Raw genomic sequence first — 22775 nt, forward strand, 5'->3', positions numbered from 1 at the left:
ATGATCCTACTCAAAATCCCGATACTACCGCTGAACAATGCTGGTAGCGCTCCACCATGGCCAAACCCAACCCATCTTGGGTAAGCTCAACGTAACTTTGCGCAATTGAGCTCAATTCGCCGCAATCAAGGGACGAACACTCATAGGATCGACCATGGTCGCCAGTAGCAACACCCAGGACGGCTAGCGGTGCCTCAGCCCCCCAGGGAACCGTAGCTACCCGCTGCTTGTCCGGTGAGGAACGGCATCGGACCGGTTTCGTGCATTAGAAAAGCCGCCCAGGCTTCGTAGGCTCGCTTTTGGCGCTTGGCAGCTTCATCCCAGGGATAGCCTGTCACCTCCCTCGCTGATACCAGCATCATCACATGATTGGTGGCGGCATCGAGCTCGAGCAGAAGGTAACGGGATTGGAATCGGAAATCATCTTCATTACTCATTGAGCGGAACATCCGCCGAATTTTCCCCATCATTTCCATGCTGATCACCCTGTGTTCTCCTGCCCGGAAATTGAGCAGAAGCAGTTGAACACCTGGGTCAGTTTTCAGTCGGCAGAACAGCCTTTACTGGGTCAGTTTTCGGTCAGCGGCAACAGCCTTGAAAAAAGCCGGGGTTTCAAAGGGGCAAAACCCATCCGGTTTTAGGGTTTACGATGTCCTTCCGCGATCTGATTTATAGATGGCCTATCGGAAAACAGTGCTTCTTTTTTGCATCCTTGGGCATCTACGATCCACCTATCAACACAGACAGGAGGTGAGAGATGCAAGCTACATCCCATGAGTTCAGCGTTTTTTGGCAGCCCGGTTGTTCCAGTTGCGTGCGGGTAAAAGAGTTTCTCACTCGCCTTGAAATTCCGTTCAATTCAGTCAACGTACTTTCCGATAGCGAGGGACGCAACGAACTTCGCCGACTCGGTGCACGATCCTTTCCGATCGTGTCGAGAGGCGATGCATTCACGTACGCTCAGTCGATTGAAGACGTTGCCCGGTTTATTGGTCGCATGGATGCCGTGACGGATCGTCTGCCGCCGGATGTGCTCTTTACGAAGTGGACGAAAGTGCTGCGCGTTGCGCTCGCTATCATTCCATTGATTCGGGATGACGAGTTCAATATGTCAGTCCTCCCGCACGTACCACGTACGTACCGCGATCTCAGCTACCACATCTTCCAAGTCGTTGATGCTTTCTTGCAGACAGTTCAAGAAGGTCTAGAAGACTGGACCGTCGTCGCCAACGTGCCACCGCCGGAACGGATTCAGAAAAAAGAAGACACGGTGAATGAGGGGCAAGAGCTTGCTAAAAAGCTGCAGCTTTGGTGGCTTTCTCTGGAGGACAAGTCCTGCCAGCAGTCGTTGAAGCTGTTCTACGGTGAGCATCCTATGCATCAGTTTCTGGAGCGCTCCACTTGGCACTCGGCCCAACATACGCGCCAGATCATTGCACTGCTATCGGACAAAGGCATCGAGTTGCCGGCTAAGCTTGACGCAGATGACTATGCAGGATTGCCGATGCCCAAGAATCTGTGGGAGTAACTGGCTATCTCAGTTGCGGCGGCGCGCCCCAATTGCCCAACGCGAATGTCGGATTAGGTCCTCACACTAGGAAAACGCAATGAAAGTCACAAGCCACGTCAGAGTCGCCATTATTGGGTCAGGTCCTGCCGGTTACACGGCTGCCCTTTATGCTGCCCGCGCAAATCTTAAGCCAACCCTTATTGCTGGCCGCGAACCGGGTGGGCAACTCACGACCACCACCGACGTCGAGAATTGGCCGGGTGATGCGACCGGAGTCCAAGGACCGGAACTGATGGAGCGTATGCTTGAGCACGTCAAGCGATTCGAAACGAACGTCGTGCAGGACCATATTCGCTCGGTATCCCTGGAATGTAGGCCCTTCAAGCTTCACGGAGATCTTGGAGAGTACACCTGTGATGCGTTAATCGTTGCCACAGGCGCGTCGGCGAAGTGGCTTGGGATTCCTTCAGAGAAAGAGTTCTTGGGGCGTGGCGTTTCGGGATGTGCAACTTGCGACGCATTTTTCTATCAGGATGAGGAAGTTTGTGTCGTTGGTGGAGGTAATACGGCGGTAGAAGAGGCGCTCCTTCTGTCCAACATCGCAAAGCACGTCACGCTCGTACATCGGCGGAACAAGCTCCGAGCTGAACCGATCCTCATCAGCAGATTGATGGAAAAAGTGCGTCAGGGCATTGTGACTCTCAAGCTGAGTTATGTGCTCGACGAAGTCCGCGGCGATGACACAGGCGTGACGAGCGTCCTGTTGAAAAGTGTCTCTGAGGATCAAGAGGAACTTGTCAGTGTGAAGGGCTGCTTTATAGCCATCGGCCACACACCAAATACCGCCATCTTTGCTGAAAAACTGGAAATGAAGAACGGTTACATCGTCACTCGTTCCGGCTTGAATGGCTACGCGACGATGACGAGCGTCCCAGGCGTATTTGCAGCCGGTGATGTACAGGATCAGATATATCGACAGGCAGTAACGAGTGCCGCTACTGGATGCATGGCGGCGCTCGACGCACATCGGTTCTTGGAGGAACAGGCTGCTGCTTCCGCCCTTGAAGAGGCCGGTCACCATGGATATGCGACAGCTTAAATACTTCCTTAAGGTCGCTGACCTCGGCAGTATCTCAAAAGCGAGCGATCACTTGCATGTGGCTCAGTCCGCTGTGAGCATGCAAATCGCAGGGCTCGAGCAAGAGCTGGGCAGCCAAATATTTCTGCGCCGCTCGACCGGCGTAGAACTGACTGAGCCAGGTCGTCTTCTGTACCGCCATGCCAGATTGATTTTGCGGCAGGTCGAAATTGCCCACGAAGATGTCGCCAAAGCGAGCGATGAACCGGCAGGTACAGTCACCTTGGGTCTGCCGTCAGCGGTCGTAGAGATCGTAGGAATGGCAATGATTCAGGCGTGCAAAGAGAAGCTGCCGAAGGTGCAGCTGCAAATCATTGAAGGCCTGAGTGTATTGCTTGGGGAGTTCACGCTAAACGGCCGATTGGATATTTCCATTCTTTTCATCGATCACGCGCAACGCGGGCTTGAGATACTACCAATTCTGGATGAGGAGCTGTTCTACGTCTGCTCAGCGAAAAGCGACTTTGCATTGGAAGGTAGAAAAGGAATCACCCTTTCGGAGGCTTTGCAAACGCCCATCGTTGCACCGGCGGTCGGTAACAGCATGAGAGCAGTGGTTGATGCCGCTTGCGCGATCGAACAGCTTAGATTCGAACCGGTTGCAGAAATCGATTCATTAATGCTTCTGAAAGCGTGTGTCGTTCAGGACATTGCCGCAACGTTTCTGCCTTCGTCAGTGGCAGTGAAGGAAGAGGCAGCTGGCGACTTGTCCGTCTTAAAAGTTCGCACGGAAAGCTTCACACGTCCTGTTTCAATATGCACGTCGTCTCTAAGTGCTACGAGTTCTGCGTCGGAAGCAGTCTATCAGATGCTTAAAAATGTGACGGTAAACTTGGTCCGCACTGGAGTTTGGCAAGGTGCAAGGCTTCGTGTTTAGTTCTTTATAAGGAGTAGTAACAATAGCCAGAAAATGACTTGACGAACATCTAGGTCTATAAATCTCACAGTATAACAAATACAAAAAATACAATGGGAGACAGCATCATGAGTTTGGAAAAGCAAGTTATGCGGAAGGTGAGCCGTAGGCTCGTACCTTTGCTAATGATTCTATATTTTGTTGCGTATGTTGACCGGATCAACCTAGGGTTTGCCGGACTCACCATGAACAAGGATTTGGGGTTTTCCCCCCAAGTTTTCGGACTGGGAGCGGCGTTCTTTTTCGTTGGCTATCTGATTCTGCAGATACCAGGTAATTTACTAATTCATAAGATGGGCGCTCGTCGTCTGACAGCGGCGATGGCGTTCGCATGGGGAGTTTTCGCTGTGGGCATGGCGTTCGTGTGGGACGCTAATAGCTTTTATGCCGCGCGCTTTCTGCTTGGAGCTGCAGAATCGGCCTTCGCGCCGGGAATGATTTTCTACATTAGCCTTTGGTTTCCGAAGCAATACCGCGGCCGTGTATTGACACTTTTCATTCTAGCCAATCCACTTGCCGGCGTGATTGGACTCCCTCTTTCTGCGTTGCTCATGCAGCTCCACGGTGTTGCCAATCTGACTGGCTGGCAGTGGATTTTTATAGGTGAGGGTTTTCCGGCCATCCTGCTAGCGTTCGTAGCGTGGAGGGTCCTGACCGACCGACCGACCGACGCCAAATGGCTCAACGACACCGAGCGCGAGTGGCTTGTGAATGCAATGGAGCACGATGTCGCTGCACGCAAAAGTCTGGGATTTAGTAAAGGGCGTGCGCGGCGGCATGCCGTCCTGCTTGCGGTCATTTACTTTGGCATCATCATGGGACTTTACGGCTTCGGCCTATGGCTGCCGCAAATCGTCAAGTCGTTCGGCGCTTCGACCTTCGAGACCGGTTTCATTTCGGCGATACCTTATGTCGGCGCAGCTCTTTTTATGCTCTTTTGGGGTCGCCGCCTTGACCGTAAAGGCAACGCAGGCTGGCATACAGCTATGGCTTGCTTTCTAGGTTGCGTCGGGCTAGTTGCGACAGCGTTCGCCTCAACCGGGCCTATCGCTGTTGCCATGCTCACAATTGCTGCCATGGGGTTGTTTGCGGGACTGTCCACTTTCTGGACCACTCCGACGAATCTCTACGCTGGATCGGCGGCCGCTGCATCCATTGGGTTTATCGCTTCAATCGGTCATTTCGGGGGATTTACCGGCCCGTACGTGATGGGCTTGATGCTCGCGGCTACCAACAGTCATGCAATGGGACTTTGCGCGCTTGCAGGAGCACTTGGTCTCGCAGGACTGTTGATCTGGCAGTATCGAGATCGAGGCCAAAGCGAAACTCACGGACCAGCGGTTGCCTCAGCGAGCAAGCAATGATGATTCACGCGAGCAGGCTGTCTTTCTCGCCAGGAGCAGTCCGCCGAATCAGCTGAGCAATGGGATGGACGCCCCCGCCCATAGTCGTATCGCTGTACCAGGGTGAGCGGTGTCGCCATCCACTTGTGCAAAGGGGTAATCAGCCATGGAAATGAAAACTGTTGGTACCGACTTAGCCAAAAACGTGTTCGAGATTCATGGCATGAAAGAGCGAGGCAAGCCCAAATTGAGGAAGCAACTGAGATTTGCGCATCATTCCCCTGACGGACGACTGGGTGTTTGGAGAGTTCGTGATTTGTTTGCGTGATCGTACTGCTATGTTATTGCCTGCACGACATCTACTCAGCCATCCAATGTTGCAGAACATAAATTCGTGAGAGCTGCTTCCTGAAGCTCATATTCCATCCATCGTCTTACGATGAATTAGGACAAAAATTAAGTATTTTCGGTGCGCCCATATTTCTCTAACCTGAATTCACGTTGAATTTAAGAGAGCTTTTCATGACAACAATAACTATCAACGAAGTAGGCATGCGCGATGGTTTGCAGAGCCTTCAAGCCATCATGCCTACTGCGGCGAAATACGAATGGATTGATGCCGCCTATGCCGCTGGCGTACGTCATATGGAAGTAGCGTCCTTTGTGCCGGCCAAACTGCTACCGCAAATGGCCGATGCCAAAAAAGTCGTTGCTCATGCTCTTAGTTATCCTGAGTTAGTAGTCACTGTATTAGCCCCGAACTTACGTGGTTGCCTTGACGCGTTGGAATCCGGCGCCCACCGGATCATTGCTCCTGTTTCCGTTAGCGCGGCTCATAGCTTGGCCAATGTTCGTCGTACGCCGCTAGAAATGGTCGCGGAACTGGCGAGGATGTGTCGACTGCGGGACGAGATGGGCTTGCTCAGCGTTAAGGTTATTGCTGGAATGTCTGTCGCCTTCGGATGCACGCTTCAGGGCGATGTACCGTTGGCCGATCTATGCGAAATAACTCGGCATGTGCTAGATGCAGGGTGCGATCAGGTTTCACTTGCTGACTCTACTGGCTATGCCAATCCTAGTCAGGTAGCAACTACGCTGCAGGCCGTCCGAGCCATCGCTGGAGAGAGGTTGAGGAGCGCACATTTTCATGACACCCGGGGTTTGGCGCTTGCCAATAGCCTAGTGGCGGTGCAACAAGGCATCACCGAGCTGGATGCTTCATTGGCGGGTCTTGGAGGATGTCCTTTCGCCCCAGGTGTGTCCGGCAATACCGTTACCGAAGACCTGGTGTTCATGCTCAATAGCATGGGCTTCAATACTGGTATCGATCTGGCCGCATTAATTGCGTCGCGGGATTTACTTAGCGCCGCATTGCCTGATGAACAGCTCTTTGGCTGCATTGCACGTGCAGGTCTGCCACTCAACTACAAGCCAGCTGTCGAATGCCAGCCTTTACAAATCGGTCAAATCGAGGGAATCCGTAATGTCTAGACTTCCATTGGAAGGCATCCGTGTTGTCGAAATCTCTCACATGGTAATGGGGCCAGCCTGCGGGATGATTTTAGGAGATCTTGGTGCCGAGGTGATAAAGGTCGAGCCTATCCGCGGTGACGGCACTAGAAATCTGCCTGGTGCTGGCTCGGGTTTCTTTCGTTCATTTAACCGCAACAAACAGTGCATAGCCATTGACGTCAATACACCTCAAGGGCGCGACGCAGTATTGGAGCTAATCGACACTGCAGATGTGTTTATCGAAAACTTCAAACCCGGCCGTATGCAACAATTGGGCTTTGACTACGCATCAATTCGTGAGCGTAACCCACGCATAATTTATGCCTCTCACAAAGGGTTTCTAAAGGGGCCTTATGATAATCGCCTCGCCTTAGATGAAGTGGTTCAAATGATGGCGGGTCTAGCCTATATGACAGGCCCAGTGGGCAGACCATTGCGTGCCGGCAGCTCTGTGAATGACATTATGGGCGGAATGTTCGGTGCGATAGGCGTACTGGCAGCGCTCAACGATCGGAACGTCACTGGCGTCGGACGTGAGGTGCAAAGTGCACTTTACGAAAACTGTGTATTACTCTCTGCACAGCACATGCAGCAATACGCTATAACTGGTCAAGCAGCCGCACCAATGCCGAGCCGTATTAGTGCTTGGGCAGTGTACGACGTTTTTGAGTTCTCAGGCGGTGAGCAGATGTTCGTAGCGGCCACTGGTGACGGCCAATGGAACGCCTTGTGTCAGTTGCTCGGTCAGACGGCACTACTCGACGACCCAACCCTGACCACCAACAACGACCGGGTGATGCAGAGGCCACGGTTGCTTCCTCACCTTGCTGAAGTATTTGCGACTTTGGATGCTCAGTCGTTGGCGTTGCAACTTGAGAAGTACGGAATCCCCTTTGCGCCAATACGGCGCCCAGAGGAATTATTCGAAGACCCTCATCTCCTGCAAAGCGGCGGACTGGCAAATCTGAAACTCGAAGATGGATCTTTTACCCCCATGCCACTGTTGCCATTATCACTGGATGGGGAGCGTCTCCAGCCGCGGCATTCCCTATCGCGCGTAGGCGAGCATACCAATAAAGTCATGCGCGGACTCGGTTACAGCGACGAGCAGATCGCGGATTTATGTATGTCGGGGATTATAAAAATAGAATAATACTAAGGCTCAGCCATCAACGCAAACATCATTCGTAAATGGCTACCGCTATACCAATATGCGCCAGTCGTTGCATTGCCTGCTTTTGTCCCGTTGAAGGCGTCGCTTGTGGCGAGATGCGAAGCTTTATTAAATCGGTGCTGGCACCAGCGAAATTCGCCGGATGTTAATCGGCCGTGAGCTGTTCAACGAGACGCGTTGAACATTAATAATCGAGCAACTGGATAGTCGCAGTCCAAAGTGGGCTGCGATCGCGCTACGAGCAAACTAGAACAAGAAGGGGGCAACAATGAGCACGCTCACTACCCAACTCAATACCCGTACCCTGTTTGAGGTAGTAGGAAACAAGGTACCGCCTGAGCATCTCGCGGGGCATTTTCACGATAATTGCCGCATTGAGCGCAAGGAGCTGATATATGGGTGCTGCTATAGCCGAAAAATCAGCGACGTTTGATAAGATCCGAAAAGTGGCCGCCGATCAGTTTTGCCAGATCGGTTATAAGGGTTTGGGTATGCGCGATCTGGCTGCTGCTGTCGGTATCCAAGTTGGGTCGCTGTACAACCACATTGAAAACAAGCAAGCGCTGCTCTATGAGCTGATCAGCGAATATGAGCTCGATCTGCTACATATCTTCAGATGCAAAAGGCTCAGTCGGTGCGACAGCGCAGTGCAGATGAACGCTCTGCTTTGGGACAAGGTGTCGATCTACGTCTCGCGAAGCCGCAATCTGGCACAGCTGGCACGATCTGAATCACACTACTTGAATTCTGCTCAGGCTTTAGCCGTCTCGGATATCCGACGGAGTCGAATGTTTCAACTGCAGCTCCTGATTGCCGAATGTGCGGACGATATTGGTTTGAGTAATCAAGGGTTGGAGAAACTGTGTGTTGAGCTTCACGCACTATTGGACTGCCACATCAATCTGGAGGCTGACCCCGTTACAGACCCAAATAAATTTGTCAGACGACAGCTGCGCAACATGGCTTCGATGCTACTCGTAAAGCGAGATTAGCGACTGGCTTACTTGTTTTGCCCCAATCTCTTAAAGCCCGTACCACGCATACGGATTTCTGAGGCTGGGGCGCTTTCATTCCCGCAATTGCAATGAAGTAAGGACCTAATAGCCAGACACCCATTTAGGCGAGAATTCTCGCCATTATAGATTTCTAAGGACTAAATGCGGATTCCACGCCATCCGGCAAGCAGTCGGAGCGCATGCGCAGGTTTGCATTGGTAGACTGAAGTCCCTGCCGCCATCCAGCTGGTTGCGGGGCTGCGCATCGATTCGCTCTTGAGTTCGCTCCGATAAGGTTTGTGTATCAGCCGGTCGAGGATCTCATCGCCCAAGGACTGACCGCCGATCAGCGCATGCCATCTGTTCACTGACAATCTCGCTGGTAACCAGCGTCGAGCGGTTCCCGTGGCGGTCGTCCAGCAGCTCGAGCATGTTGCGCCTGCGCAGCGGTAAACGGTGCCAAGCCTCAGTCGTCCATGGGGACACCATCTAACTTTGGGCGTCCACAGTATGCAACTAATTCTTATCGATGCTGTAGACCTCAACAGCCGGTACCAACGATTCGATCACACCGCGCGCATAAGACACTTCGTAGCATTGCCCTATTACGGGCTCTTTTCCATCCAGAGCCTGGTCGAAAATCTTGCGGTGGTGCTTCACAACGGTAGACTTGCCTTTGCCATCATCCGGGCCGAACTGGTAGACGTTCTTCTTATCGACCTGCAGCACCTGACCGCCAAATTGCTGAGGGTGAACCTTCTTGCTCGCGTCGTTCGCGCCACTCAGTTGATAGATGCCTTTCGGCAGGCCGTTCTCACCAAGAACCTTTTAGGTTTGCCATCCAGCAGCATCGTTTTGTCCATTCAAACAGGTACGCCAGCGGTACAGTGCTACGTTTTTATCAATTTCGCGAAACAACGCTTAGCTCAGTATTTACACTGCGTTGAGCTTGCATTACCTTTCCTCCCCTACATCCAATTACCTTAGGCTTAAGGTTTCACTAGACAACTCATAATCCTTTGGTCCACGGTTCAAGTCCGTGTGGGCCCACCAAACAAATCAAAGGCTTACGTCATTCAGACGTAGGCCTTTTTTTGTTTCTGGGAGTTTTCGTACCTGTATAAAGTCTGTAAGGCGAGCCTGCCACGTGTCAGGGCGCAGATTCCGCCGTGCTGGGCTGTCGCCAGGCGGATGCTGGCGCTACACCTATGCCGCAGACAGACCTGTACGGGAAGGTACTTACGCTGCACAGGCGAAGCAGTTGCGCCAGCATCCAGCTGACGCTAAATCCGACCTTGGCATTTTCAGTGGCAAGAACCTGTGGGACCTACAAGCGAACGTCGATCCAAGTAACGTCATCTTCCAAGTCGGTGATTGTGATCTCAGGCGACTTTAAGGCTTCAGCCTGGCGAACCTCGCTCATTTCACCCCAGAAGCCGTCTGTAGCGAATACAAACCGCTCGCCTACCACCGCACTTCGAACCACGATCTCGGGCTCAGGCGCCCTGCCGGCCTTATAGCTTCGAGTAATCCGGTGGCGCGCTGGATCGCATACCAGCTCGCGGTGTGATCGGTCGCGCTTCCAGTTGGCAAGGCAATGAGGTGACGTGATCCAGTCAATCCGCCCCTCGGCGTTGACCACACCGCAGCCGCAGTCGCCTTCGTATGCGATCGTCAGCAGGCCATTGACAACCACGGCTACCAAATAACTTGTTGACCCAGACCACTCGGCAAACAGAGGGGCATGCATATCAGCGAGCACTGACCGAATCAACTGTATAGCCAAGTCATGGGTATCGTCGCCGACTCCCTGCCCGACTCTCAATTGATAAGTGTCTATCAATCCTTGAACAAACCCTTGGGCAAGTTGGCCGCTACCTGGTTTCGATGTGCCATCGACGATGACGAACAGACCTCTGACCCCATCAAACACCGCGCCAGCGCAATCGCGGTTGTCTTCCCTAGCTTGCCCTTTTACGGATCTGGTCGCGTAGATCATCCTTGCTGGCTCAAATCTTTCATGCGTTGATAGATGAGCTTGCCACGCGCCGGGTTGGCTCTCACAGAGCTTGAGCTTTGAATTGCATAGTCAATTCCGTTGAGTTTGATCAGCCCCGCAACCCCGCTGGTAATGAACTGCCTTAGCTCAGCATCAGCGCGTACAACCTCATCCAATAGCTCCTGCCTGCCGTCGATCAAAATGACAATATCCTCCACATCCTTGTGATACGGATCACCTTCGCCGCGACCACTAAAAGCCTCAAGCTTGGTGGCAAGGAAATAGAGAGGCTCGAAAATCTGAATTTCTCTCCCGCTTGGCAATGCGAACTTCACAGCGTGAGCCAGACCTTCTAAAAACCAGCGGTTTGCATACCCAAGCACCGCCTCATCTGACGGCATGACGTCCACAATGATGTCATTAAACCGGAAGCGGCAATTGACCTCATCTTCCCCTGTGATTTTAAAGTTCTTCGCGGCCAGGCGGTGCGTCAACCTTTCCCAGGCAGCGATCCCTGCAAGTTCGATTACCAAGTCAACATCCAGGGTAAGCCGAATATCATCGAGCACTGCATCATCCGTGACCAGCATCGCGGTTGTACACCCACCGACAAAAGCCACCTCTGATAAAAACTCATCACCCAGCCCTTCCGCGACGAACTCAATCATCTCGTAGTTGTGATCAGCATTCGAACTCATAAACCCATACCTGCTTTCAACAAATTGACCGCGACTTTGCTCTCTCTCGGCCCGCCCACTCTTATCGCGTCAGCGAGAGCCAGATAGTGGTACAGAGTTCGATCTTTCTTTACTGCTTCAGGTACGGATTTGTAGAGAGGCTCAATGGCTTGCCCCCTCTCCTTGCCTAGTGGATCAGGCCAGACAGGAATCAGATCACCTGCGCTTTTGAGGTGCTTGGACAAAGCTGGCGCTGCGAAACCTGTCGGGATACCTCGAACGATCGCGCCCAGCTTCACAGGGAAGAAGTATTTGAGCGCGTACTCTGCAATCCCCAGTAGTGCTCGACGGTTTACCTTCGGTAACGAGGTATCGAAATCAGTGGTGATAAGCCCCGATTCGCGGCAACGAGCGATAGAGTTCGAGACCTCACTTTTGCTTAGACCCAAGGAGGATGAAAGGGCTCTGAGCGTATAGCACTCGACCCAGCTGGTAATCGGAGGCTCGGCCACTGGGTCATCCCACCCCACCCAGCCTTCGAACCCCTCTTCACCCCATTGTGAGAGGGTAGAGTTGAACACCCCCCAGTTCGAATAGGGTTCCAGCACTATGGCCTCAGGGACTGAAGCAATGCTGGGATGTGGACCGGTCAAATGATCAGTAGCTAGAGCGTCCTCCGTGAAGCGAGTGACATCTGTCATGATTGGCACGGCACCTTTGCCCGCCATCGGGAGCCTTTCTTCCTGTGCATGCAAGCTGGCCATTTTGAACAGCAGCAAAATATCTTGACTCTTCATGAAGACCTTTAGCCTCTCTGTCCACATTCCATAAAACGTGGACAGTTTTCACATGCTCCAGTTCAAATAGTCAACATTTTTATGGGCGTCCTGCGATAAGCGGTGGTAAGCACGCTCATCTACCAGATTAAGATCCTGCGGCTTTTCCGTCAGGACGAGGCCGTGAAAGTTAGAAAGCCGCGGACTGCGCAGCTTTTTCGCGTCTGACGATTGGATGTGCAGATACTTTTTTATTGCTCAGTTTTTGCAAAGTTCTCAATCTTTACCTGTCCCTTGGGAAAGGTTGCAATGATCTCCAGCTCACCGCCCATACCGCGGATATAGTTGCGCAGCGTGCTGATGTACATATCGGTACGTCGTTCCAATCTGGAGATCGCGGCCTGGTCGACGTGCAGCGTTTTGGCCAAGATCTCCTGGGTCAACTCCTGAGCCCTACGCAATTCGTGCAGGGGCATTTCTTTCAGGTGCTGCCGGTACAGCTGCTCTACATTAGCGCGAGATTCCGGCGTCATGCGAGCTTGAAGTTCAGCAAATTTCTTAGCCATCAATGATGGCCCTCTTTGCGCAGTGTTTACAAATGTGCGTCCACAATTTATCCGCCAGACAACATGCCCTCCAAGGAATGATGCGTGTGAAATGTTGTCAAGAAGCTTCAAATAGAAGCCTTTGGCGGGTTTTGCGTTTAAATGTTGTTTACTTAAGGTGGCGCAATATCGGATGACGCCGTCAGACCTTGTAGGCAAACTCCGAATCTTGCGCTTGGGCACTTTGATGCCTTGTTGGGCTTTTCTTCGACGGGATACTCTCGGCTGTCGCTGACCACTCAGCGATCGGGCTTGGAAACCCGTCGAACCAAAGCGCTACAGCCTCACCACAATTCCAGACGTTCTTTAACGCCTGCGAACCCTGTGTCATGGCAGCTGTGCGTGGGACGCCTTCGGGCGTGCCGGTTCCTTGGTTCCCGGTTTTCCAACCTGCGTACAGCCGCCACCCATTCGCTTGGAAACGAATGTGGCGGCCCCTCGAACCAGGAGTAACACCATGATCAAAAAAAATCCGTCCGAACCCTCAGAACTGAAAACCATCGGCTTCACGCCTTTCATCTACTGCTCGAACCAACCGCTGTTCCATGTCAGTCGTGGCGTTCCCATTGCTGATGCTTTGGCCCAGGCTTCCGACCTGCTATTCCTCGCCAAAACACTTACCGTGGATGCCGCCTACGGGAAAGGTACTGACTGCCATGCCTGGGCCGCGCACTATCTGACGGCGATGAGTAAAGCGGTGATCGATGATGTCGTGAAAGTGCTGAAACGATGACCTGCCCGAACTGCAGCGGGTCTGAAGAGTAGCGGCAGCTCCCATGAGTACGCCCCGATTTATCGGGGCTCCGCCCTCAGCTCAAGAAACTACACATAACGCTGGAATAGCCTGCACTGGCCGCAGCCGATCAAGCATCTCCCCCGTCCACACAACCTCATACGTATCCCCCGCCCTTCCCCACTGCTCCACCATGACCATGCCGTCCACCAACGCCAATGCCAATTCAGTAATCGTATCGGCCAACGTTTCCACGATTTCTTGAGTCCGCAGCCACACGCGATCGGTAATCTCCTTGAGCTCCGCCGTTATGCGGTCAGACGACGCGGGATTCGTATCGGGGTAGGCGATGTTGCGTATCAGTTGCTGCAACTCCCTTACTTTTGCGTAATCCTGCTCCGCCCCAAGGCCTCCTTTGAGGATGATTGTGGCTTTCGGCTTATCGACGAGTGTCCTGGGCGAATGTGTTGAAGATAATGTCTGCCCCATGGCGCCCGCCAGGAGGACCATCATCCGGGCTTCCAGATATTCCTTCATCGCGTCTATCGACGAAATCGACCGCGCCAAGGTGATTGAAGCGCCCCCTTGATGCCGTAAGTCCATGGTCACTGTCAGGGTCACGCCGCCCGTTGCAAATCCCAAGGCACGGGCCATGACGAAGTGCGCCATTTCGTGATGTGCAATCTGCAATGCATGGTCCCGTACAGCGGGAGGCATTTTCTTTGTCACCTGCGTCACCTCGCCTCGCATCCTTGGATTTCGCATTCGACTACGAGTTAGCGCGGGTGTCCATCCTATCCGTTGAGGGCATAGAGCTGGGCCGTCACCATGGGAAGCAAATCTGCCCACAAGGTGTTCGCGTAGCGCTGAAAGTAACTTGCCGATACTTTCACCCAGTTGCAAAACAATGCTGTTCTACTTAATCTCACCGGCAACATACCCGCCATGCCTATGGATGCTTATGCAACAAGCACAAATTGCGCGGGTCTTTCAGGGTGTGATAACGCCTAACAAAAAGCCGCGCAATTGCGCGGCTTTTTCGTACCTTCTCTTCAGCCTTTACTTAGGCAACGCATACGCAATCACATAATCCCCACGATCCGGCGACTGCCGCGCACCGCCAACAGTCAGCAGGATGTACTGCTTGCCCGTTTTCGGCGAAACATAGGTCATCGGCCCGGACTGACTCCCCACCGGCAAACGCGACTTCCAGATTTCATTACCGTTGCCGGTATCGAAAGCACGCAGGTAGAAATCCTGGGTACCCGCGAAGAACAACAGACCCGACTGGGTGGCCAAAGAGGCACCCAGGGTCGGCATGCCGATCGGGATCGGCAGGTGCATGCGGATGCCCAATGGGCCGGTGTCTTGCACGGTACCAACCGGCACTTGCCACATCAGCTTGTGGGTCTTGAGGTCGATGGCGGACATGGTGCCGAACGGTGGTTTCTGGCACGGAATGCCGGCCGCCGACAGGAAGCGTTCGCGCATGGCGCCGAACGGTGTGCCTTCCTGGGGCACCACGCCCATTTCGATACCGCTGGCCCCGGCGGCGATCTTGTCGCGGGGGATCATGTAGTTGGCCAGGCCCAGGCGCATGTCGTTGACGAACATGTAGTTCGTGTTCGGATCCACCGAGACGCTCCCCCAGTTCATGCCACCCAGGGAACCCGGGAATTGCAAGGCACGGTCCATGCCCGGCGGGGTGTAGACGCCTTCGTGGCGCATGCCTTTGAACTGGATACGGCACATCAGCTGGTCAAACGGTGTGGCGCCCCACATGTCGGATTCGGTGAGTGTCTGGTTGCCGATGGACGGCATGTCCACCGAGAACGGCTGGGTCGGCGAGTAGCGTTCGCCAGGCACGTTGCCCTGCGGGACCGGGCGCTCTTCGACGCGGGCGATCGGCACGCCGGTTTCGCGGTTGAGCAGGAAGATCTCGCCCTGCTTGGTGACTTGCGCCAGGGCTGGCTGGGTGCCGCCCTTGTCGTCCGGCACGTCGTACAGCAGAGGCTGGGCCGGCAGGTCGAAGTCCCACAGGTCGTGGTGAGTGGTCTGGAAATGCCAGCGCACCTGGCCAGTCTTCACGTCGATGGCGACGATGGACGAGCTCCACTTGTCGTCAAATTCCGTGCGTTGGCCGGCGAAGAAGTCCGGCGTGGCGTTGCCGGTTGGGAGGTAGACCAGACCCAGCTTGGCATCGTAGGACATGGCCGACCAGACGTTCGGTGTGCCACGGGTATAGGTTTCGCCGGCTGGCGGTCGTTTGGTGGTGTTCGGATTGCCCGGATCCCAGGCCCATACCAGCTCACCGCTGCGCACGTCGTAGGCACGGACCACTCCTGGCGGTTCGCCGGTGGAGTAGTTGTCGGCCACGCGGCCGCCGATGATCACCACGTCCCCGGCTACCAGCGGGGTTGAAGTCTGCTGGTAATAACCAGGCTTCACTTCGCCCATGTCGGTGGTCAGATCGACCGTGCCTTTGTTGCCAAACTCTTCACACGGTTGGCCGGTTTCGGCATTGAGCGCGATCAGACGGGCATCGCCGGTCGGCAGGAACAGACGCTTCGTACAGGCAGATGGCTGCTCGGCTGCAGGCGTGGCACTCGCATCGGAGTAACCCAGACCACGGCAGCGCTGCCAGTTGGGCGCAGTACCTTGCGGATCGAACTTCCAGCGCTGGGCGCCGGTGTCGGCGTCCAGGGCAAAGACTTTGCCGTAGGCAGTGCAGGTGTAGACCGTATCGCCGATTTGCAGCGGCGTGTTCTGGTCTTCGGCGCCGGCGCCGGTGCTTTGCGGAATGTCGCCGGTGCGGAAGGTCCAGGCCACCTGCAGTTTGTCGATGTTGCCTTTGTTGATCTGGTCCAGCGCGGCGAAACGGTTGCCAGCGGTGGTGTTGCCCCAATGCGCCCAGTCTTTCTGTTCAGTGCCCGCAGCAACAGGCGTCACTGCGGGCTCACTGCTGGCCTTGACCACATGGCTCGGCACGAACATGTAGGCCAGCGTCGCAACGACGCCCACGCCCAGAATGCCGGCCAGACCGTAGGCACCACGGCCCGCAGCCGCGCCGGAGGCACGCACCAGGGTCGGGTAGATCAATGCGACAACCAGGCCGATCACGGCGAAGGTCAGCACCCGCGACACCAGCGGCCAGTATTCGAACCCGGCGTCCCATACGGCCCAGATCGCCGTCAGGATCAGCGCCAGGCCATACAGCCATGCACCCTGGGGTTTACGCCGGGCGATCATCAGCCCGGACACCAGCATCGCCAGGCCCATCAGCAGGAAGTACGCGCTGCCGCCGAGCGAAATCAGATAGCCACCGCCACCGGCTAATCCGAGCCCGATCAATGCAATCAGGACACCCAGCCCCAACAGCAGCCATTTGCTGCCGCCGGCAGCCCCAGAATTATTCATGTCGAAAATTTTCCCCGTTTGTGACAAGCGCGGAATAATGTACGAACTAGTTACTTATGGCAAATTGTCGCAGGCAAAAATGGCATGAACGGTACTGAGCCTAGATCAAACATCCGGGTGACGAGATGTGCCTGTAACATGCTTGCCCATTGCTGTGTGCCGCTGGAGCCCGACCTTGCCTGACATCCGTCCACCCGTCCTTGATGAAATCGACCGCCAACTGATCGCGGCCCTGCAGATCAATGCCCGCGAAAGCGTGGCCATGCTCGCCCGGCAACTGGGCATCGCCCGCACCACCGTCACCTCGCGGCTGGCACGATTGGAGAAGGCCAAAGTGATCACCGGTTACGGTGTGCGTCTGGGGCAGCGCGTGGTGGATGGCGGATTGCAGGCGTATGTCGGGATCACGGTGCAGCCGCGATCGGGCAAGGAAGTGTTGCGTCGCCTCAGTGCCATGGCTCAGGTACAGCAGCTGTGTGCGGTGAGTGGCGAATTTGATTATGTGGCGTGGTTGCGCACCGACTCGCCGGAGCAGCTGGATCAGTTGCTGGATCAGATTGGCAGTGTGGATGGGGTGGAGAAGACGACGACTTCGATCATCTTGAGCAGCAAGATTGATCGGGGGCAGCCGGTTTGAGTTTCTGCCTGTGGGACTTCGGTGTCTGATCGGGCCTCATCGCGGGCACCCCCCTCCCACAATGACCGCGGATTGTCAGTTTGTATCTTGCAATCGTCATAATGCGCAAACAACCTGCAAAACGACGACACTCTGCGTCTTATTAACGTGTTCTATGCTCTCTAGAATGGCTACCATCTTTTCCTATACTCAGATGCGCGTTCCGCGTCGGGTCGCCAGCAAGGTCAGCCATGAACAACAACAATCGCCATCCTGCAGAAGGTAAAAAACCAGTCACTGTTTTCGGTCCGGACTTTCCCTTCGCCTTCGACGACTGGATCGAACACCCGGCCGGCCTGGGCAGCATTCCTGCGCACAATCACGGTGCCGAAGTGGCGATTGTCGGCGCCGGTATCGCCGGTCTGGTGGCGGCTTACGAATTGATGAAGCTGGGCCTCAAGCCCGTCGTTTACGAAGCCTCTAAAATGGGCGGCCGCCTGCGCTCCCAGGCCTTCAACGGCGCCGAAGGCATCATCGCCGAACTCGGTGGCATGCGTTTCCCGGTGTCGTCCACCGCGTTTTATCACTACGTAGATAAACTTGGCCTGCAGACCAAGCCCTTCCCGAATCCGCTGACACCTGCTTCGGGCAGTACCGTGATCGATCTGGAAGGCAAGACCCATTACGCCCAGAAACTGGCCGATCTGCCTGCACTGTTCCAGGAAGTGGCCGACGCCTGGGCCGATGCCCTCGAAGCCGGTTCGCAGTTCTCCGAGATCCAGCAGGCGATCCGCGACCGCGACGTGCCACGCCTCAAGGAACTGTGGAACACCCTGGTTCCACTCTGGGACGACCGCACCTTCTATGACTTTGTCGCGACCTCCGAAGCGTTCGCCAAACTGTCGTTTCATCACCGTGAAGTATTCGGCCAGGTCGGTTTCGGCACCGGCGGCTGGGATTCGGACTTTCCCAACTCGATGCTGGAAATCTTCCGCGTGGTGATGACCAACTGCGACGATCACCAGCACCTGGTGGTCGGCGGTGTGGAACAAGTGCCGCTGGGCATCTGGCGCCATGTGCCGGAGCGCTGCGTGCACTGGCCCGAAGGCACCAGCCTCAGTTCGTTGCACAGGGGCGCTCCGCGGTCCGGCGTGAAGAAAATCGCCCACGCGGCGGACGGCCGTTTTGCGGTTACCGACAACTACGGCGACACCCGCGAATACGCGGCGGTGCTGACCACCTGTCAGAGCTGGCTGTTGACCACCCAGATCGAGTGCGACGAAACCCTGTTCTCGCAAAAGATGTGGATGGCCCTGGACCGCACCCGCTACATGCAATCGTCGAAAACCTTCGTGATGGTCGACCGGCCGTTCTGGAAGGACAAGGACCCGGAAACCGGCCGCGACCTGATGAGCATGACCCTCACCGATCGCCTGACCCGTGGCACCTATCTGTTCGATAACGGCGACGACAAGCCGGGGGTGATTTGCCTGTCGTATTCCTGGATGAGCGACGCGCTGAAAATGCTTCCGCACCCGGTGGAAAAGCGGGTAAAACTGGCGCTGGATGCCTTGAAGAAGATCTACCCGAAAGTCGACATTGCCGCACGGATCATCGGCGACCCTATCACTGTGTCCTGGGAAGCCGACCCGCATTTCCTCGGTGCTTTCAAAGGCGCCCTGCCCGGCCACTACCGCTACAACCAGCGGATGTATGCGCATTTCATGCAGGCTGACATGCCGGCCGAGCAGCGCGGTATTTTCATCGCCGGCGACGACGTTTCGTGGACGCCGGCCTGGGTCGAAGGCGCGGTGCAAACCTCGCTCAATGCGGTGTGGGGCATCATGAAACACTTTGGCGGTGAAACTCACGCCGAGAACCCGGGTCCAGGAGATGTGTTCAACGAGATCGGTCCGATCGCCCTGCCCGAGTAAGAGGAATCCGAAATGCGCGTAGCCCTTTACCAATGTCCATCCATGCCCCTGGAGGTTGCGGGCAATTTGCAACGCCTGCATCAACTGGCGCTGGAGGCCAAGGGCGCCGACTTGCTGGTGCTGCCGGAGATGTTCCTGACGGGCTACAACATCGGCCTCGATGCGGTCAACGTGCTGGCGGAGGTCTACAACGGTGAGTCGGCGCAGCAGATCGCGCGCATCGCCAAGACCGCGGGGATTGCCATCTTGTATGGCTATCCCGAGCGCACTGAAGACGGACAGATCTACAACGCCGTGCAATTGATCGACGCCCATGGCGAACGCCTGTGCAACTACCGCAAGACGCATCTGTTCGGCGATCTCGATCGCTCGATGTTCAGCGCAGGCAAGGATGAATGTCCACTGGTCGAGCTCAACGGCTGGAAGCTCGGCTTCTTGATCTGTTACGACCTGGAATTTCCGGAAAATGCCCGGCGCCTGGCCCTGGCCGGTGCCGAGCTGATTCTGGTGCCTACGGCCAACATGACGCCCTACGACTTCATTGCCGACGTCACCGTCCGTGCACGGGCCTTTGAAAACCAGTGTTATGTGGCCTATGCCAACTATTGCGGACAGGAAGGCGACATCCACTACTGTGGCCAGAGCAGTATCGCCGCGCCGGATGGCAGCCGCATTGCCCAGGCCGGCCTCGATGAAGCACTGATCGTCGGTGAGCTGGATCGCCAGTTGATGGTCGATTCCCGCGCCGCCAATCGCTACCTGATCGATCGCCGCCCCGAGCTCTATGGCGACCTGCACAAGCGCTGATCCACTTGGTGGCGTTCTCGATGAGTTTCCCCATTGCGGTGTGGAAACCCATTGAGAACGCCTCCTGATCCGCTAGCATTAGCGCTTCTCTGATCTGGAAGTGCTCATGCCTGCGCTGAATCACCCCCGCCTTCACACTGAAACCCTGGCCAACGGCCTGCGGGTGACGTTGCGTCATGCGCCCGATTTGAAGCGCTGCGCTGCGGCGTTGCGCGTCGCCGCGGGCAGCCATGACGTGCCGCTGGCCTGGCCTGGTTTGGCGCACTTTCTTGAACACCTGTTGTTCCTCGGCACCGAGCGCTTTCCTGCCGGCCAAGGCCTGATGGCCTTTGTACAAGGTCATGGCGGGCAGGTGAACGCGCAAACCTGTGAGCGCACAACCGACTTCTTTTTTGAATTACCCCCTCAGGCGTTGAGTGGTGGGCTGCAGCGTCTGTCAGACATGCTCGCCCATCCGCGTATGAATCCGGACGATCAGCGGCGGGAACGGGAAGTGCTGCACGCAGAATTTGTCGCCTGGTCTCGGGACCCGACAGCCCAGCGGCAATTTTCGCTGTTTGATGGTGTTTCAGCCGCTCACCCGTTGCGCGCGTTTCATGCAGGCAATCGCTACAGCCTGCCGCTGCCGCAGCCTGAGTTCCAGCAGGCACTGAAGGATTTCCATCAACGGTTTTATCACACCGGGCAGATGACGCTGAGCCTGGTGGGGCCGCAGAGTATCGATGAGTTGAAGTCGATGGCGCAAAGCTTTGGCGCGGTCCTCTCGCCAGGCGAAAAAGTCCCGCAACAACCCCCAGTGCCGCTGATGGAATCGCCAACCAACAGTTATCAACAGGCTGGCGAGGGTCGGCTGGACCTGTTGTTTGCCTTCGAAGCGCTCCCCGCTTCATCGGCCGAAGCCTTGGCATTTCTGTGCCATGGGTTAAACGCGGCAAAACCCGGGGGGCTACTCGCGACATTGCGCGCCAGCGGGATGGCCGACAGCCTGAAGGCCACGCCGCTGTACCGGTTCGCCGGGCAAGCGTTGCTGCACATCGAATTCACCTTGCCTGCCGCAGCCCCCGCCGGGATTCGCGAGCAGCTGCTGGACTGGCTGGGCTTTTTTGCCTCTGGGCAAGACTGGAGCACATTGCGCGAAGAATACGCCGCGCTGTTGCGACGTCAGCAGCAATCCAGCGCTGCCCTGCCACTGGCGCGACTGGACAGCGAGGGGCTTGAGACCGGTTTATCCGACCTCGCAGTTGTCGCCCTGAAGGAGATCCTCCTGCAGTCCGGCGCTGTGGATAACTTCATCGGCCAATGGCAATTGCCGTCAGCCAATCCGTTTTTAGCCACCGAACCTCAAGCGCCAAGTGCCGGGCTGATCCGTGGCCAGACCAGCAAACACCGCGGTCTGCGAACCTTTGCCCAGGATCGCACGCGCAGTCGCCGGGAACACTCGCCGATGCACTTCAGCCAGGCATTGCCGGATAACACGGCGGAAGGCGCCGTATACCTGCGCTGGCGGCTGGACTCGGCGCCACACAGCAACCTTCAATCCGCACTGGAGAACCGCCTGCAACCCTTGCGCGATGACGCTCGTCAGGCGGGTGTCGAATTTTCCCTCAGCACTTCGGGCAACGAATGGCTGCTGAAAATGACCGGCCTGCAAGAGCCGATGCCGGTAGTCCTCGAGCATGTGCTGAAAGAACTGACGAAGGCTGATATCGCGGCCTCACAAGTGACCGCGACTAGCACTCCGCTAATGCCGATTCGGCAGCTGCTCAAGGCTCTGCCTGAGCACTGCCTTGAGCACACCACTGTATCGGACGACTGGCAGCAGCTTTGGGCGAATGCGCGCTGGGATGGCCTGGCGACTGGCCTGTCCGCCCGCACTCAAACGGCGATGGGCCTGGCCTTGAGCCGAGTACCGGGCCGCCCGGACAATCAACTGACGCCACTGTCATCGATCCGCTCACAGCACCTCTGGCACTGCATCGACACCGGTTCCAGCGAACATGCGCTATTGCTCTTCTGCCCCACCGCCACCCGGACCATCGCCGACGAAGCCGCCTGGCGCCTGATCGCTCATCTGTGCCAGACACCCTTCTACCAGCGCCTGCGGGTAGAGCTGCAACTGGGATACGCCGTATTCAGCGGCCTGCGCCAGGTTCATGGGCAGACCGGGCTGCTATTTGGCGTGCAATCACCCAGCGTTGCGCCTGTGAACCTGCTGGGTCACGTCGAACAGTTCCTGAACGAATTGCCGGAAATGATCGATGGCATCGATGACTTGGCCTTCGTCGCTCAACGCCAGGCATTGGCCGATCAGTTTATCAGCACGGCGTTACCCGTCGCTGAGGCCGCCGAATTGTTGTGGCAAAGCAAACTGGCCGGCCACTCGTCGGATTTTCTGATCCTGCTAACCGAGGCGATCGCAAGGATTGACCGCTCAGCTCTGCTCGACGCCGCTCGGCGGTTGAACAAGGCCGATGGTGGCTGGCGCTGCCTGGCTACCAGCGCGGTGCCGAACGCGCCTTGGCAAGCGGCAGACTGATCATTACCGGTACTGCAATGAGGTTTCTCAAAGATTCGTGGCCAATCATTCTGAAATTTTGAGTAACATAGCCGCCTAACTATCTGA

General features: G+C 55.9%; 21 protein-coding genes and 2 pseudogenes. 15 read left to right on the forward strand and 8 right to left on the reverse strand.

The annotated features are described in order from the left end of the window. Nucleotides 1-194: 194 nt before the first annotated feature. On the reverse strand, nucleotides 195-485 hold the full coding sequence (locus J2W17_RS28805) for a hypothetical protein (RefSeq protein ID WP_373460055.1): 291 nt from the start codon (nucleotides 483-485) through the stop codon (nucleotides 195-197). A 272-nt stretch (nucleotides 486-757) separates the two neighbouring features. Here J2W17_RS28805 and J2W17_RS28810 point away from each other — a divergent pair, with 272 nt between their 5' ends. The 9 genes and pseudogenes from J2W17_RS28810 (at nucleotide 758) to J2W17_RS28850 (ending at nucleotide 8585) form a co-directional block, all read left to right on the forward strand. Then, nucleotides 758-1528 (forward strand): glutaredoxin family protein, encoded by a 771-nt coding sequence (locus J2W17_RS28810; RefSeq protein WP_307342963.1) that lies wholly within the window; start codon nucleotides 758-760, stop codon nucleotides 1526-1528. Nucleotides 1529-1607: 79 nt separating this feature from the next. Continuing rightward, complete coding sequence (gene trxB, locus J2W17_RS28815) at nucleotides 1608-2609, forward strand: thioredoxin-disulfide reductase (protein WP_307342965.1); 1002 nt, start codon at nucleotides 1608-1610, stop codon at nucleotides 2607-2609. Continuing rightward, a complete protein-coding gene (locus J2W17_RS28820) occupies nucleotides 2590-3525 on the forward strand; it encodes a LysR substrate-binding domain-containing protein (protein ID WP_307342968.1) in 936 nt (311 codons plus the stop codon). The genes trxB and J2W17_RS28820 overlap by 20 nt, the downstream gene beginning before the upstream one ends. A 107-nt stretch (nucleotides 3526-3632) precedes the next feature. Then, nucleotides 3633-4928, forward strand: coding sequence for an MFS transporter (locus tag J2W17_RS28825; protein ID WP_307342971.1), 1296 nt, complete (start codon nucleotides 3633-3635; stop codon nucleotides 4926-4928). Nucleotides 4929-5073: 145 nt separating this feature from the next. Then, entirely contained in the window at nucleotides 5074-5235 is a 162-nt protein-coding gene (locus J2W17_RS28830) for a hypothetical protein (RefSeq protein ID WP_307343047.1), read from the forward strand. A gap of 194 nt (nucleotides 5236-5429) precedes the next feature. Then, a complete protein-coding gene (locus tag J2W17_RS28835) occupies nucleotides 5430-6398 on the forward strand; it encodes a hydroxymethylglutaryl-CoA lyase (protein ID WP_307342973.1) in 969 nt (322 codons plus the stop codon). Then, nucleotides 6391-7572, forward strand: coding sequence for a CaiB/BaiF CoA transferase family protein (locus J2W17_RS28840; RefSeq protein ID WP_307342976.1), 1182 nt, complete (start codon nucleotides 6391-6393; stop codon nucleotides 7570-7572). The genes J2W17_RS28835 and J2W17_RS28840 overlap by 8 nt, the downstream gene beginning before the upstream one ends. 103 nt (nucleotides 7573-7675) lie before the next feature. Next, nucleotides 7676-7774 (forward strand): annotated as a pseudogene (locus tag J2W17_RS28845) (acyl-CoA dehydrogenase family protein); the annotation flags it as partial. Between the two features lie 214 nt (nucleotides 7775-7988). Then, nucleotides 7989-8585 carry a TetR/AcrR family transcriptional regulator gene (locus tag J2W17_RS28850; protein ID WP_307342979.1) on the forward strand — a complete coding sequence of 199 codons (597 nt, stop codon included), beginning with the start codon at nucleotides 7989-7991 and terminating at the stop codon, nucleotides 8583-8585. A 263-nt stretch (nucleotides 8586-8848) separates the two neighbouring features. On the opposite strand, the pseudogene J2W17_RS28855 reads toward J2W17_RS28850, so the two are convergent. Further along, a pseudogene (locus tag J2W17_RS28855) lies at nucleotides 8849-9054 on the reverse strand (ATP-binding protein); the annotation flags it as partial. Between the two features lie 44 nt (nucleotides 9055-9098). On the opposite strand from J2W17_RS28855, the gene J2W17_RS31215 reads away from it, so the two are divergent. Then, entirely contained in the window at nucleotides 9099-9575 is a 477-nt protein-coding gene (locus tag J2W17_RS31215; protein WP_373460056.1) for a hypothetical protein, read from the forward strand. A gap of 340 nt (nucleotides 9576-9915) precedes the next feature. Here the strand turns inward: J2W17_RS31215 and J2W17_RS28865 are convergent, their stop codons facing one another. The 4 genes from J2W17_RS28865 to J2W17_RS28880 all read right to left on the reverse strand — a co-directional run bounded on the left by J2W17_RS28865 (nucleotide 9916) and on the right by J2W17_RS28880 (nucleotide 12606). After that, entirely contained in the window at nucleotides 9916-10587 is a 672-nt protein-coding gene (locus tag J2W17_RS28865) for a PP2C family protein-serine/threonine phosphatase (protein WP_307342982.1), read from the reverse strand. Then, the gene (locus J2W17_RS28870; protein WP_307342986.1) at nucleotides 10584-11285 is read right to left on the reverse strand and encodes a hypothetical protein; all 702 of its coding nucleotides are present in this window, start codon (nucleotides 11283-11285) and stop codon (nucleotides 10584-10586) included. Before J2W17_RS28870 ends, J2W17_RS28865 begins: the two co-directional genes overlap by 4 nt. Beyond that, the gene (locus J2W17_RS28875; protein ID WP_307342989.1) at nucleotides 11282-12061 is read right to left on the reverse strand and encodes a MarR family transcriptional regulator; all 780 of its coding nucleotides are present in this window, start codon (nucleotides 12059-12061) and stop codon (nucleotides 11282-11284) included. Before J2W17_RS28875 ends, J2W17_RS28870 begins: the two co-directional genes overlap by 4 nt. A 230-nt stretch (nucleotides 12062-12291) precedes the next feature. Continuing rightward, on the reverse strand, nucleotides 12292-12606 hold the full coding sequence (locus J2W17_RS28880) for a helix-turn-helix domain-containing protein (protein ID WP_307342992.1): 315 nt from the start codon (nucleotides 12604-12606) through the stop codon (nucleotides 12292-12294). A gap of 496 nt (nucleotides 12607-13102) precedes the next feature. Here J2W17_RS28880 and J2W17_RS28885 point away from each other — a divergent pair, with 496 nt between their 5' ends. Continuing rightward, complete coding sequence (locus tag J2W17_RS28885; protein WP_307342995.1) at nucleotides 13103-13378, forward strand: DUF3077 domain-containing protein; 276 nt, start codon at nucleotides 13103-13105, stop codon at nucleotides 13376-13378. 81 nt (nucleotides 13379-13459) lie between these two features. Here J2W17_RS28885 and J2W17_RS28890 read toward each other — a convergent pair whose 3' ends face one another. Continuing rightward, entirely contained in the window at nucleotides 13460-14107 is a 648-nt protein-coding gene (locus J2W17_RS28890) for a peptidase M41 (protein WP_307342998.1), read from the reverse strand. A gap of 330 nt (nucleotides 14108-14437) precedes the next feature. Continuing rightward, on the reverse strand, nucleotides 14438-16795 hold the full coding sequence (locus tag J2W17_RS28895) for a glucose/quinate/shikimate family membrane-bound PQQ-dependent dehydrogenase (RefSeq protein ID WP_307343001.1): 2358 nt from the start codon (nucleotides 16793-16795) through the stop codon (nucleotides 14438-14440). A gap of 175 nt (nucleotides 16796-16970) precedes the next feature. Between J2W17_RS28895 and J2W17_RS28900 the strand changes: the two genes are divergently transcribed. The 4 genes from J2W17_RS28900 to pqqF all read left to right on the forward strand — a co-directional run bounded on the left by J2W17_RS28900 (nucleotide 16971) and on the right by pqqF (nucleotide 22688). After that, nucleotides 16971-17432: an Lrp/AsnC family transcriptional regulator gene (locus tag J2W17_RS28900; protein ID WP_046029956.1), complete on the forward strand. Its 462-nt coding sequence runs from the start codon at nucleotides 16971-16973 to the stop codon at nucleotides 17430-17432. Between the two features lie 230 nt (nucleotides 17433-17662). Next, complete coding sequence (locus J2W17_RS28905; protein ID WP_307343004.1) at nucleotides 17663-19345, forward strand: flavin monoamine oxidase family protein; 1683 nt, start codon at nucleotides 17663-17665, stop codon at nucleotides 19343-19345. A 12-nt stretch (nucleotides 19346-19357) separates the two neighbouring features. Then, nucleotides 19358-20152 carry a carbon-nitrogen hydrolase family protein gene (locus J2W17_RS28910; protein WP_307343007.1) on the forward strand — a complete coding sequence of 265 codons (795 nt, stop codon included), beginning with the start codon at nucleotides 19358-19360 and terminating at the stop codon, nucleotides 20150-20152. A 106-nt stretch (nucleotides 20153-20258) separates the two neighbouring features. Further along, a complete protein-coding gene (pqqF, locus tag J2W17_RS28915) occupies nucleotides 20259-22688 on the forward strand; it encodes a pyrroloquinoline quinone biosynthesis protein PqqF (protein WP_307343010.1) in 2430 nt (809 codons plus the stop codon). Nucleotides 22689-22775: the final 87 nt, after the last annotated feature.

The sequence above is a fragment of the Pseudomonas lini genome, from assembly GCF_030812475.1.
Classification (GTDB): domain Bacteria; phylum Pseudomonadota; class Gammaproteobacteria; order Pseudomonadales; family Pseudomonadaceae; genus Aquipseudomonas; species Aquipseudomonas lini_A.